Annotated in this window: 13 protein-coding genes and 1 pseudogene; 4 read left to right on the forward strand and 10 right to left on the reverse strand. The window is 64.5% G+C overall.

The features are described from left to right. Positions 1–67 precede the first annotated feature (67 nt). Positions 68–223, reverse strand: a pseudogene (locus KFB96_RS03480) (cupin domain-containing protein); the annotation flags it as partial. A gap of 102 nt (positions 224–325) precedes the next feature. Between KFB96_RS03480 and KFB96_RS03485 the strand changes: the two are divergent. Continuing rightward, complete coding sequence (locus KFB96_RS03485) at positions 326–763, forward strand: rhodanese-like domain-containing protein (protein WP_213459029.1); 438 nt, start codon at positions 326–328, stop codon at positions 761–763. 312 nt (positions 764–1,075) lie between these two features. Here KFB96_RS03485 and KFB96_RS03490 read toward each other — a convergent pair whose 3' ends face one another. From KFB96_RS03490 to hslO, 4 genes are all read right to left on the reverse strand, one after another. Next, entirely contained in the window at positions 1,076–2,728 is a 1,653-nt protein-coding gene (locus KFB96_RS03490; protein ID WP_213459031.1) for a cation:proton antiporter, read from the reverse strand. Positions 2,729–2,942: 214 nt separating this feature from the next. Beyond that, on the reverse strand, positions 2,943–5,117 hold the full coding sequence (gene katG, locus KFB96_RS03495) for a catalase/peroxidase HPI (RefSeq protein WP_213459033.1): 2,175 nt from the start codon (positions 5,115–5,117) through the stop codon (positions 2,943–2,945). Between the two features lie 333 nt (positions 5,118–5,450). Next, complete coding sequence (locus KFB96_RS03500; protein ID WP_213459035.1) at positions 5,451–6,701, reverse strand: nucleoside transporter C-terminal domain-containing protein; 1,251 nt, start codon at positions 6,699–6,701, stop codon at positions 5,451–5,453. A gap of 14 nt (positions 6,702–6,715) precedes the next feature. Further along, positions 6,716–7,588, reverse strand: coding sequence for an Hsp33 family molecular chaperone HslO (gene hslO, locus KFB96_RS03505; RefSeq protein WP_213459037.1), 873 nt, complete (start codon positions 7,586–7,588; stop codon positions 6,716–6,718). A 251-nt stretch (positions 7,589–7,839) separates the two neighbouring features. On the opposite strand from hslO, the gene KFB96_RS03510 reads away from it, so the two are divergent. Next, positions 7,840–8,010: a hypothetical protein gene (locus KFB96_RS03510; RefSeq protein ID WP_213459039.1), complete on the forward strand. Its 171-nt coding sequence runs from the start codon at positions 7,840–7,842 to the stop codon at positions 8,008–8,010. A gap of 56 nt (positions 8,011–8,066) precedes the next feature. Here the strand turns inward: KFB96_RS03510 and KFB96_RS03515 are convergent, their stop codons facing one another. Together KFB96_RS03515 and KFB96_RS03520 are read right to left on the reverse strand one after the other, a co-directional pair. Continuing rightward, on the reverse strand, positions 8,067–8,909 hold the full coding sequence (locus KFB96_RS03515; RefSeq protein ID WP_213459041.1) for a metallophosphoesterase family protein: 843 nt from the start codon (positions 8,907–8,909) through the stop codon (positions 8,067–8,069). 247 nt (positions 8,910–9,156) lie between these two features. Further along, positions 9,157–9,471: an MTH1187 family thiamine-binding protein gene (locus tag KFB96_RS03520; protein WP_213459043.1), complete on the reverse strand. Its 315-nt coding sequence runs from the start codon at positions 9,469–9,471 to the stop codon at positions 9,157–9,159. A 150-nt stretch (positions 9,472–9,621) separates the two neighbouring features. On the opposite strand from KFB96_RS03520, the gene KFB96_RS03525 reads away from it, so the two are divergent. Both KFB96_RS03525 and KFB96_RS03530 read left to right on the forward strand, forming a co-directional pair. Further along, positions 9,622–10,101 carry a hypothetical protein gene (locus KFB96_RS03525; RefSeq protein WP_213459045.1) on the forward strand — a complete coding sequence of 160 codons (480 nt, stop codon included), beginning with the start codon at positions 9,622–9,624 and terminating at the stop codon, positions 10,099–10,101. Positions 10,102–10,400: 299 nt separating this feature from the next. After that, positions 10,401–10,691, forward strand: coding sequence for a DUF6489 family protein (locus KFB96_RS03530; RefSeq protein ID WP_213459047.1), 291 nt, complete (start codon positions 10,401–10,403; stop codon positions 10,689–10,691). A 52-nt stretch (positions 10,692–10,743) separates the two neighbouring features. Here the strand turns inward: KFB96_RS03530 and KFB96_RS03535 are convergent, their stop codons facing one another. From KFB96_RS03535 to purM, 3 genes are read right to left on the reverse strand one after another with little or no spacing between them, the layout of a single operon-like run. Continuing rightward, positions 10,744–10,917, reverse strand: coding sequence for a hypothetical protein (locus KFB96_RS03535; protein WP_213501712.1), 174 nt, complete (start codon positions 10,915–10,917; stop codon positions 10,744–10,746). Between the two features lie 4 nt (positions 10,918–10,921). After that, a complete protein-coding gene (gene purN / locus KFB96_RS03540) occupies positions 10,922–11,641 on the reverse strand; it encodes a phosphoribosylglycinamide formyltransferase (protein ID WP_213459049.1) in 720 nt (239 codons plus the stop codon). Beyond that, the gene (gene purM / locus KFB96_RS03545) at positions 11,634–12,707 is read right to left on the reverse strand and encodes a phosphoribosylformylglycinamidine cyclo-ligase (RefSeq protein ID WP_213459051.1); all 1,074 of its coding nucleotides are present in this window, start codon (positions 12,705–12,707) and stop codon (positions 11,634–11,636) included. The genes purN and purM overlap by 8 nt, the downstream gene beginning before the upstream one ends. Between the last annotated feature and the right edge of the window lie 107 nt (positions 12,708–12,814).

Raw genomic sequence — 12,814 nt, forward strand, 5'->3', positions numbered from 1 at the left:
TTGCGATCGGGATCTTTCAGGAACATTCCCGGAGCTGAAAGTGGTCGTTCGCCCGATCAGCCCCGTGTCATAGCCCGCCGACACGCACGTAGATCAGACACCCCGCATCCGAAAAGGGGGTGTGTTGGCTCATGTGCGGACTGCGGATCCAGGTGCCTTCCGGATAGCGGCCATGCTCGTCGGCGAATTCGCCCTCGAGCACCAGGATCTCCTCGCCGCCCCATGAAAAATTTGACTCCGTAGGTTGTGCTGACGCCAGGAAGCACAACTTCCCCGCGTGTAACCCGATACAACCCGTGAGCAGTTTAAAAAGGAGCTTATAACCATGTCCGTTCTTCGATCCGTCCGTCACCACGCAGTCGTCGTGCTCGCCGCCCTCTCCCTGGTCGGCGGCGCGGCGCGAGCCGACTCGACCCTGACCGCAGCCGAGGCGCTGGAGAAGGCCCGGGCCGGCGAGGTCACGTTCATCGATATCCGCACCCCGGCCGAATGGCGACAGACGGGCGTTGCGACCGGCGCACTTACGCTCGACATGACCGCACCGACCTTCGTGCGGGACGTCCTGAACGTCGTCGACGGTGATCAAAACGCCCCGATCGTTCTTATTTGCCGCACCGGAAACCGGACCGGTTACACCCGCGACGCCCTCGAAAAGCTGGGGTTTACCAACGTCTCGCATGTTCCGGAGGGTATGGCGGGGAGTCGGGCGGGCCCCGGCTGGGTGCGCCGAGGGCTGCCGGTAGAAAGCTGCAAGACCTGTTGAACCGCGTCCGGAGCGAGATGCTCACTTTTGGGTGCGCTCGACGTTCGATGCATCCACGACCCTGAGCGGAGACGCGCACGCCGCTCTTCCCATAGTGACGATTCAGAAACAAGATGAACACGTTGATGAACCGCTAGGATGGGTAGAGTGTCAGCGAAACCCATCCTCCCAACCGCCGCGTTGCCGGGTTTCGGTCCGATGCCCTTGGCGCGGGCTGGATGGGTTTCGCTTCGCTCTACCCATCCTACGTGTTCCGGTGGTTTTTGAATCGTTCCTTAATTCCTCCGCCATCGGATTCCTGTGGCGAGGCGGTCAATCTGCTTGGCTTCGGCGGCGCATGATGGCCATGATGTTGTCCGCGGCAAAATCCACCGCATCGCGGAAGGGGTACAGAATGACGGGCGCGCCCATCTGCCAGAGCTGTGCACCCTGGGCGTCGTCACGGGCGACGATGGCGATCTCGCCCGAGAAACGACGCTCGGCCAAGGCGTAGAGCAGGACGCGGTTTGAATCCAATTCCGGCAGGGTGCTGATGGCCCAGCGCAGCCCGTCCATAGGGAGACTATCCAAAAAAGCGGCATCGTGACCATCGCCGAAGCGGACATTCAAGTCGGTGTGGGATAAGCGACGCACGACGTCCGGATCACTATCCACCCCGATCACGTGCAGGCCCTCGTCGCGCAGACGTCGTGCCAAGCGTAGTCCGTAGCGGCCAAGCCCGATCACCAGCACCTCCGGCTGCGCCTCGTCCGAAGCCGTATTTTCGTCGCCGAGCTCGCGGTAAGGCCGACGTCGTTCGAACACCCCGAGCAAAGGCGCGAGGGTCCGGTACAAGGGGTGCGAGTACAGGATCATGTACGTCGACAGCGTGATGGTGATCAGCCCGACCAAGGTTGTCAGCCCGAGTGCCTCCACCCCGACATGGCCCAGGCTGATTCCCATCGCTACGAAGACGATCGAGAACTCGCTGATCTGGGCGACCGTCAGGCCCGCGAGAAACCCCGTTCGCTTGCGGTAGCCCATCGCGCCCATGATGGCCATCACGATCAGCGGATTGCCGATCAGCACGAACAGCGACAGCCAGACGGCGGGCCAGACCTCGGCACCGAGGGTCGTCATGTCGAGCTCGGCGCCGAGATGGATAAAAAAGAACAACAGCAGAAAGTCGCGGATGCCCGTCAGGCGCGCGCTGATGACCTCGCGATAGGCGGTCGACGCCAACGAGAAACCGGCCAGGAAGGCCCCGGCTTCCTTGGAGAAGCCAACCCACTCGCCGAGGGCCGCGAGCCCGGTGCCCCACGCGATGGCGAAGATCAGGAGCAGCTCCTGCGAGCGCGCGATGCGATGCAGGAGATCCGGGAGCACATAGCGCATCAGCACGAACATGAGCACCGCCGCGGCCGTGATGCGCCCCACCAGCGAGGCCGCGACAACCCAGGCCGACGCGTCGGCGCCCGTGCCGAGCGAGCTCATCGCCATCATCGCCAGCACGACGGCGATATCCTGCACAATCAGGAAACCGATCGCGATACGCCCGTGCAGCGCGTCGAGCTCGCCCTTGTCGGAGAGCAGCTTGACGATGATGATGGTGCTCGAGAAGGTCAGTGCGACCGCGACGTAGAGCGCTTCCACCAGGCCCTTGCCCAAGGCGAGGATAATCAGGAAGCCGAAGACGATCGTAAAGGCGAGCTGGCCCAATCCGGTGGCCAAGGCGACCGGGCCGATGTCGCGCACCCGTGTGAGGTCCAGCTTCAGCCCCACCACGAACAAGAGCACCGCCACGCCGACCTGGGCGAGTACCTCGATCTGATCGTGAGAACTGACCAGCGCGAACCCGGCCGGGCCGACCGCGATGCCGACGACGATGTAGGCGATCAACAGGGGCTGTTTCAGGCGCACCGCAATCGCGCCGGCAACGGCCGCGATCACCAGGAGGGCGGCAAGCTCCGCAAAGGCATCCGTCATCGCAACCCCGCCGTTCGACCTGCTGCATTCATCGACCGAGCCCTTAAGCCATGTGCGGACCTCGTCCTTGATGATACCGCCCTTCGCGCACCCGCGTCTCGCGGGGCGCACAACATCCTTGGATCACCGGAAGCCTCCGTCGCTCAGAGGCTTCCGGTGGTTGTGCCGCAGCCCCGCCATGCCTCGCGGGCGGTGCGGGAAGCGCTGCCGAGCGTTAAGCCGCGTCGAAGCGGTCGGCGTTCATGACCTTCGTCCATGCAGCGACGAAGTCTTGCACGAACTTTTCCCTGTTGTCATCCTGCGCGTAGACCTCGGCATAGGCGCGAAGGATCGCGTTGGACCCGAACACCAGATCCACGCGGGTCGCCGTCCACTTGACCTCATCCGTCCTGCGGTCACGGAGTTCATACAGGTTGTTGCCGGTTGGCTTCCAGGTGTAGGCCATATCCGTCAGATTCACGAAGAAGTCGTTCGTCAGGACGCCCTCGCGATCGGTAAAGACCCCATGCTTGGTGCCGCCGTGATCGGTGCCCAACACCCGCATGCCGCCGACCAGCGCCGTCATCTCATGGGCGGTCAGACCCATCAGCTGCGTGCGGTCGAGCATCAGCTCTTCGGCACTGACGACGTAGTCCTTCTTGAGCCAGTTGCGATAGCCGTCATGGATGGGCTCCAGCGGTTCGAACGACTCGACATCCGTCATCTCGGCAGTGGCATCGCCGCGACCGGGAACAAAGGGAACGGTGATCTCGACACCGGCCGCCTTGGCCGCCTGCTCGATCCCGAGATTGCCGGCAAGCACGATGACATCGGCCAGGCTGGCGCCGGTCTCGGCCGCGATGCCCTCGAGCACGCCCAGCACCTTGGCCAGACGCGCGGGCTCGTTGCCCTCCCAGTCCTTCTGCGGGGCCAGGCGGATGCGTGCACCGTTGGCACCGCCGCGCATGTCCGAGCCACGGAAGGTCCGCGCGCTGTCCCAGGCGGTGGCGACCATGTCGCCGATGCTCAGACCGCCGGCCGCGATCTTGGCCTTCACGGCGTCGACAGCGTAATCGGTGCGGCCGGCGGGCACCGGATCCTGCCAGATGAGGTCTTCCTGCGGAACATCGGGGCCGATGTAGCGCGCCTTCGGGCCTAAATCGCGATGCGTCAGCTTGAACCAGGCCCGTGCAAAGACCTCCGAGAAGTACTCGGGATCCTTGTGGAATCGCTCGGAGATCTCCCGATATGCCGGGTCCATCTTCATGGCCATGTCGGCATCGGTCATGATCGGGTTGTACCGGATCGAGGGATCCTCGACATCGACGGGCTTGTCTTCCTCTTTGATGTCCTTGGGCTCCCACTGCCAAGCGCCGGCGGGGCTCTTTTTGAGCTCCCAGTCATGCTCGAGCAGCATGGCGAAGTAGCCGTTGTCCCATCGCGTCGGGTGGGTCGTCCAGGCACCTTCGATGCCGCTGGACACGGTGTCGCGGCCAACGCCGCGGCTGCTGTGGTTGTTCCAGCCAAGGCCCTGCTCCTGCACATCGGCTGCTTCGGGCGCCGGCCCCAACAGACCTGCGTCGCCATTGCCGTGGCACTTGCCGACCGTGTGGCCACCGGCGGTCAGGGCGACGGTTTCCTCGTCGTTCATCGCCATGCGTGCGAAGGTCACGCGCACATCGTGGGCGGTGCGTAAGGGGTCGGGTTTGCCGTCGACACCTTCGGGATTGACGTAGATCAAGCCCATCATCACGGCGGCTAAGGGGTTTTCCAGCTCCCGATCGCCCGAGTAGCGGCTGTCGGGGTTGTCGCTGGGTGCGAGCCACTCTTTCTCGGAGCCCCAGTAGGTGTCCTTCTCGGGATGCCAGATGTCCGCGCGGCCAAAGGCAAAACCGTAGGTCTTCAGCCCCATCGATTCATAGGCCACCGTGCCGGCGAGAACGATCAGGTCGGCCCAGCTGATCTTGTTGCCGTATGTTTTCTTGATGGGCCAGAGCAGACGCCGCGCCTTATCCAGGTTCACGTTGTCCGGCCAGCTGTTGATCGGGGCAAACCGCTGATTGCCCGTGCCGGCACCGCCGCGGCCGTCCGCAATCCGGTAGGTGCCCGCGGCGTGCCAGGCCATCCGAATCATCAGACCGCCGTAATGGCCCCAGTCCGCGGGCCACCAGTCCTGGCTGTCGGTCATCAAGGCGCGCAGATCGGTCTTGAGCGCCTCCACATCGAGTGTCTTGACCGCTTCACGATAGTTGAAGTCCTCACCCATCGGATTGGTCTTGGTGTCGTGCTGATGCAGGATGTCGAGGTTGAGCGCCTTCGGCCACCAGTCCATGACCGATGTTCCGGCGGTGGTATTTGCGCCGTGCATCACAGGGCATTTGCCGGCAGTCGTCATTCGGGTTTTGTCCATCTCTGTCTCCGCTTGTGGCTTCGTTGTCCGAAGTCGGTTTGTCTGGGTTCTCGTCGAGCGTGAATCCAGAATACGGACCGCCAACGGAGATGGCTAATCGTTTGGCCGTATGCCGTAGATTGTTTATGCCTATCGGATATCATTATTCGATAGTTATTCCCTCTGATCTGCCGTGATCCGCATCCTGCCTCGCCGATGCGTTTCGATCGCAGGTGGGCGCGCGCAGAGCGTCCACCTGATGCCCGGCCCGGTGTAAGGCAGGCGGCGGCTCCTCGCGTCAGTGCATCAAGAACGACATGACGGCCGATGACGGCCTCGTCGAGGGATGTCTCCTCAGAGGATCAAGGCAACGATCGCCCCAGTCGACAGCGTCGCCATGGTTCCTGCAAGGACCGACTTCAGCCCGAGCGCGACGACCTCGTCGCGGCGTTCCGGCGCCATGGCCCCGAGACCGCCGATCATGATGCCGAGGCTCCCGAGATTGGCGAAGCCGCAGAGTGCGTAGGTCATGATCAGCCGGCTGCGCTCGCCGAGCTCGGCACTCGGGGTGCCGGCGAGCTCCAGGTAGGCGATCAGCTCGTTGAGGATGGTCTTGACACCCATCAGGGAGCCGGCGACCTGCGCCTCGGACCAGGGGATGCCGATCAGCCAGACGACCGGGGCCATGGCCCAGCCGAGGATGCGTTGTGCGGTCAAGGGCTCGCCGGCCACCGTCGGGAGCAGACCCAACAGCTGGTTGGCGAGGCTCACCAGCGCGACCATGACGATCAGCATCGCCAGGATGTTGAGCCAGAGCGGGATCGCGTCGAGTGTTCCGCGGGTAATGGCGTCCATGCTGCTGCGCGACGCGATCGGGATGGCGACGATCGCCCGGTCCGCCTCGTCCGCCTGCTCCGGCACCAGGATGCCGGCGATCATCAAGGCCGCCGGCGCGCTGATCAGGGACGCGGTGAGGATGTGTCCCATCGCATCCGGCACTGTGTCGGCCAGGATCCCGGCATAAAGTACCATGACGGTCCCGGCGACGGTGGCCATGCCGCAGGTCATGAGTGCGAAGAGCGCCGAGCGCGACAGTCCTGCCAGGTAGGGCCGAATCAGAAGGGGCGCCTCGGTCATGCCGACAAAGACGTTTGCCGCCGCCCCGAGCCCCAGCGCACCGCCGGTCCCCATGGTCCGTCGCAACAGCCAGGCGAAGCCGCGCACCAGCAGGGGCAGCACGCGCCAATGGAAGAGGAGGGCGGAGAGCGCGCTCATCACCAGGATCAGGGGGAGGGCTTGGAAGGCGAGCACGAAGCTGTTCTGCGGATAGCGCGTCTCGAAGGGTGCCGCGCCGCCGCCGAGGAAGCCGAAGACCAGCTCGGTGCCGGCTTGGGTGGCGCGCTGTACCGCGAGCACCAGGTCGGTCAGCCCCAGAAAGGCGGCTTGGGCGAGCGGCAGCTTCAACAGCGCGAGTGCGAAAACGACCTGCAACGCAAGGCCGGCGAGGACCAGACGGGGACTGACCGCGCCACGCCGCTCGCTCAGGAGCCAGGCCAGACCGAGGATGACGCCCAGTCCGAGCAAGGGCTGCAGGGTGCTCAGCATGCGGTCGAACCGGATCAGTGCTGCGAGGGCGAGGGCTCGTGGCGGGTCAGCTCGGCGAAGAGCTGTTTGGCGTCCACCGCGTCGAAGGCGTAGTTGCGGTTGCAGAACTCGCAGGTGACGCTGACCGCGCCTTCCTCGGCGAGGATGTCGTCGACCTCGGCCGGGCCGAGCAGCTTGAGCGTCTCCTCGATCCGAGTGCGCGAGCAGCCGCACCGAAAGGCGATCGGCTCGGGCTCGAACAGCCGGATCGACTCCTCGTTGAAGAGCCGATAGAGGAGATCGCCCGTGGATTGGCCGGTCAGCTCCTCGCGTGTCAGTGTGCCGGCCAGCATCCCGATGCGCTCCCAGTCTTCGTCGCTCAGACCCTCGCCGGGGAGGCGCTGCAGCAGCAGTCCGGCGGCGCGGTTCGCTCCGGCCGTAAGCCAGAGCCGCGTCGGGAGCTGCTCGGAGTCGACGAAATAACGCTCGATCGCCGCCGAGAGATCCGCTCCTTCCAGCGGCACGATTCCCTGATAGGGCTCGGCGCCGCGCCGCTCGATCGTCAAGGCCAGATGTCCCCCTCCGAACCGCGCCGCGAGTGTCCCGTCGGCGGGCACCTCGCCTTCCCAACGGGCAAGCCCGCGGACCTTATGCTCGTGAGTCGCCTGTGCAACCAGGGTGCGGATGGGCCCCCGCCCCTGTGCCTGCAGGATCAGAGAGCCCTCGAACTTGATCGTCGAGGCGAGCAGCGTCACGGCGGCCAGCGACTCCCCGAGCGGATCGCGAACCGCCTCCGGGTAGGGGTGCGCACTCAGGACGGCACGCCAGGCCGCATCCAAATGGACCAGATTGCCGCGAATCCCGATGTTCTCGAAGATAAAGCGGTAAAGACGATCCGAGTCGCTCATCCGTACTCCAAGGGGCCGACTGTTGCCCTGTTACATCTTGTTGCAATTTGTCATCGATCGCGACGTGTGTCCGATCCGCAGCGTCGGATTCTTCGGAACACCCCGATCGCACCTGATGTCGCTGTTGGTTTCAATCTGTTACATGCGTTGCGCAGACGCGGGATCGGCATCGGGTCCGGCTGGATGCGGCTTGCAACTAATTAAGTAAACGCTAATATAAGAGCCAACGTTGTAGCTAAAAGGAAACACTCATGATGCCCCTTCTCTTAAGTCTGATCACGGCAGTCCTCTTCTTGATCTTGGCCGGCGCGACCTACGGGGCCGAAGCGCTCCTGACCAACGCCTGGATCCCGATGGTGTTCTGGGGGCTGCTCGGGTCCGGGGTCACCGTCTATATCCTGAGCAAGCAGGCGAAGCAGTGACCCTCATGACATCCATCGAAGCCCGGTGCGCCTCTGCGCACCGGTGCTCGACCCGCTCAAACGTGACCTGAATCCCGCAGAAACTCTTCGACGGATCCAGCGAGGTCGCGCTCTCCCGCAAGAACGGCCGGCTCGAAGCCTCGCCTCCAGTAGGGCATCAAGAGACGCGCCTGACGCCACTCCTCGAAGAGGATGCGCGCCAAGGGTCCGCCCTCCTCGATAAAGCCCGAATCGCGAAAATCCCGCTCCGCGCGAGCACGGTCGTAGTCGAACCGCACGATCTCCCAGGTCCAATGTCCTCGACGTTCTTCGAGCAAGGCATAGCTTCCACGCGTGTCGCCATCGAACGGCGAGCCGACCGAGCCGACGTTCAGGATGGGTGTGCCGTCCAGCTCGCGATGCAGGGGGCGATGCGTGTGCGCCGTCACGAACAGGGCGACGTCCACCGGGAGGTTGCCGCGGATCTCCTCGTCCGAAACACCGGCCGAGATCCCGAAGCGGTTCCCGGCCATGGTCCCGTGCGTGACGTGCACCCAGCTGGAATCGCTCTCGCCGTGGAAGCAGAGATGGTCCGGCCAGCCTTCGAGCGCCGCGAGACGCTCGCGGACCTGCTCGTAGGTCCAGTCGGCGAAGCGCCGCATTTGACCCTCCAGCTCGGTGCGGGGCGGCTCCCGAGAGCAGCGCAGGATCCACGCCTCGTGATTGCCCTTCACCGGCAACCAGCCGCGTGTTCGGCGCAGCTCGTCGAACAGCTCGACACAGGCAAGGCTGCTCGGCCCGCGGTTGACCAGGTCCCCGTCCATCACCACCAGATCCGGATTCCAGTCGAGGATCCGCTCGACCGCGACCTCCATCGCCGGCAGGTTGGCTTGAACATCGGAAAAGATCGCAACCTTCATGATCAGTGTCTCGTGTTAAACCGCGTCCGGTTAAACCGCGTCCGGCGCAGTATGCGTAGTCTTGAGTGGCCAGCCAGTTTGGCATCCCTCTGAGATGTTGGCGTCGATGCGGTTTAAGTGTTTAATCCGTGATAATTTTCAACTGCATCGCTTTTCGATGATTCACGATTCCTGAACCGCGTCCAGCTCCGCCTGCCGACCGCATCAGCTCTGCGAACCTCTGCATATCGCGCCCGGAGGACGCGGTTCAGCAGGCGACCTCGCCGATCTGCCTCCGCACCGACGCGACCTTCCCCTCCATGCGTCCGGTCTGCCCCTTCCGGATGTCGAGCTTCGCCGTCGCATAGACGCGCTCGCAGCCCAAGGCATCGAGGATCTCATAGGCGCGCTCGATTACCGCCAGCGCCTCGGGCAGGGTGTCGGTTTCGACGACGGTGCCCATCGGCGAGAGTCGGTAATCGTGGCCGCTGTCGCGGATCATGGCGATGACGGGGGCGACGAAGCCGCTCACACCGGCGCCTCGGTCGACGGGAAAGATGCTGAGATCGAGCAGAACGGACATGATACAACCTTGCGAATGTGCTTGACCTCGGCCGAGGGCCGAGGCATGGAAGCCGAACGAGGATTGCCCTGCGGCGGACCTGAACTATAGACTGAAGCCCATTAGACGCCCTGCATCCGCCGGGAACAAGTCGACCGTAAAGGATTTGCAATGGCCACCCAGACCGACACCGAGACCCCGACCGACGCCGCCGAACCGGATTGGGAAACCCCCTTGTCGCTCACACTGACCCCGTCACTCCTCATCCACTCCCTCATGGGGACGGCCAGCGCGGTCCACACGGCTTGGACCAGCTGTGTCGACGATTCTCTGGTCATTTCCGACCTCGTCTCGATGGAGGATCGCGCCGGAAACTATGTTCGACTGGCCGAGCAGGAGTTCGTCGAGGACGATCAGCCCGGCACCGTCTGGCATGACTGGACGCTCGAGGTGCGCATCGGCACCGTGCTGACGACCGGGCACTGGCAGTTCCCGGTCACCGCGCACCCTTCGGAGTGGGAGTGGAACGCACGCGAGGCAGGTCGCGCGTTCGAGCGCGCCTGTCTCTTGGTCGGGCGCCGGGTGCGCCGCACCATGACCGTGGAGGATCCCGCACCGACCGACTCGGTTCCGCGTGCGAGTCGGCACTAAACCGCGCCCGGTGCGGTATGCGGAGTTGGTTGGCTTGGCCGCGCCGGAGCCGGCGCGTTATAAAGTAGATGTGTCGAAGCCATTCGTTGTCGTTGTCGTTGTCGTAATCGTCTCGATGGTCGACAACGACAACGACAACGAGAATGATCTCGGTCGGTCTCGGGATCTCTGAACTGCTCCACCGAGTCGGACCCCCCGGTCTTGCGTCGTTGCGAGGCGGCTTGATTCGACCCACGTCATCGTCCAGAGTGATCGTGCAGGCGGGGCACCGTGCCGCGCCGCGCTCCAAGGAGAGAGGCATGAAGATGAGTTTCGATGTCGAGATGACGCCGGAAGAGATGCGCAAGCTGTTGGGTTTGCCGGATGTCGAAGCCTTTCAACGCCAGTTGATGGACGACATCCGCGAGCGCATGGTCGCCGGCACCGAGGGTTACGACCCGATCAAGCTGTTCCAGCCCTACGTGACCGGGACCATGGCCTCATGGGACATGTTCCAGAAAATGCTGACGAATGCGACGAGCATGTCCTCGGGCGGAACGGGCTCAAGCAGCGACAGCACTGACGCCGAGTCCAAGCCGCGACGGAAATAGTGCGCCCGACAACGCGGAGGAGATGACGAATGGTTCATCGGTTGCTGATCCTTTAGCGGTTAATCGTCAGATAGTTGGATAAATAATCCGCGATCGGCTGAAACTGCTCCAGCACCGTCTCGGGCGAGGCCAGCCAGAGGATCCAAAAGCCGACGTGGAGCAGGACGATGAGCCAGAAGGTCACCTGATAGCAACCATGCCCCGAGCTCCGGGGATCACGAGTCAATCGATCATCTTGTCCGCGCCGCGCGCACTTGGGGAGACTCGTCGCCCGTTCCGAAACCATCGGAGCCGGTCGCGGTATCGATCATGATCGGCGACATCAGCGGCTCGCCGTCCAACCACGGCCGGCCATCCTCCCCCAGTCGCAGGCACCCCTGCGCGAACCAGCCGACCGCCCGTGGATAGATGATGTGCTCCTGTGTCAGCACCCGTTGCGCCAATCTCGCGGCGTCCTCTCCCGGATGGATGTCCAGTCGAGCCTGAATGACGACGGGTCCGCCGTCGAGCTCGGGTGTGACGAAGTGGACGCTCGCGCCATGCTCGCGCTCCTCGGCGTCCAAGGCGCGCTGATGGGTCTGGAGCCCCCGGAATTTGGGTAGGAGCGAGGGATGGATGTTGAGCATCCGTCCGGAATAATGCTCGACAAAGGCGGGCGTGAGGATGCGCATGAAGCCGGCCAAGATCACCAGGCCGGGCGCATAGCGATCGATCAGGGCGCGCAGCTCGGCCTCGTAGGGCTCGCGTCCCGCGAAGTCGCGATGGTCCAGCACCTCGGCCGGGATCCCGGCGCGCCGGGCTCGTTCCAGGCCGAAGGCATCCGCGCGGTTGCTGACGACGGCGACGATCTCGAAGTCTCGGCCCTTTGTCGCGTCGTCCATCAATGCCTGCAGGTTGCTGCCGCTGCCCGAGATCAGGGCGACGACGCGCAGGCGCCCGCCATCAGGCATGCGTGGCCTCGCCGACATAGCGTACCGACGCGGGTCCTTGCCCCGCCTCGACCTGTCCGATCACCCGCGCATCCTCGCCGCCGGCGCGCAGCAGCGCGAGCGCTTGGTCGAGATCCCCCGCATCGACGGCAACCACCATCCCGATCCCGCAGTTGAAGGTCCGCAGCATCTCGGCCTCCTCGATCCTGCCCTTGGACTGGAGCCAGTCGAAGACCGGCGGGCGGGTCCAGCTCGCGAGATCCAGGACGGCGCGGGTGTCGTCCGGCAGCACCCGCGGCAGATTCTCGGTCAATCCGCCGCCCGTGATGTGGGCGAGGGCGTGCACCCTGATGGCGCGCGTCAAGGGCAGGACGGACCTGACATAGATGCGGGTCGGTGCCAGGAGTCGCTCGCCGAGGCTGACGCCGTCCAGATCCTCGCCGAGATCCGCACCGCTCACCTCGATGACCTTGCGGATCAGCGAGTAGCCGTTGGAGTGCGGACCGGACGCGGCGAGACCGATCAGGACGTCGCCCGGTCGGACCCGGTCCGGAACGATGAGATCCGCCTTCTCCGCGATCCCGACACAGAAGCCGGCGAGGTCGTAGTCGCCCGGACGATAGATGCCCGGCATCTCGGCCGTCTCGCCGCCGGTCAAGGCGCAGCCGGCAAGCGCGCAGCCGCGCGCGATGCCCGAGATGACGGCTGCGGCGACCTCGACATCGAGCGAGCCGGTGGCGTAATAGTCGAGAAAGAACAAGGGCTCGGCGCCGCTGACCAGGATGTCGTTCGCGCACATGGCAACCAGGTCGATCCCGATGCTGTCGTGCCGACCCAGGTCGATCGCGAGCTTGAGCTTGGTGCCCACCCCGTCCGTGCCCGAGACCAGCACGGGCTGCCGATAATCGGCGAGCGGGAGCTCGAAGAGCGCCCCGAATCCGCCCAGGCCCGTGATGACGCCGGGGCGAGTGGTGGCGGCGGCGAGCGGCTTGATGCGCTCGACCAGCCTGGCGCCGGCGTCGATGTCGACTCCTGCGTCGCGATAACTGAGGGATGGCGATGAGGGCGGGGCGGAATCCTGCGTCACGCTTTGGCTCCAAGGGACGGGTTTGACCGGCTATTCTAGCAGCCCGGCCGGACCCGCAGTACGGGCGATGGAGGCTGCCCTCAGCACAGATCAGGTTCTGCAAGCGT

The organism is Thiocapsa sp. (genome assembly GCF_018399035.1).
Classification (GTDB): Bacteria; Pseudomonadota; Gammaproteobacteria; order Chromatiales; family Chromatiaceae; genus Thiocapsa.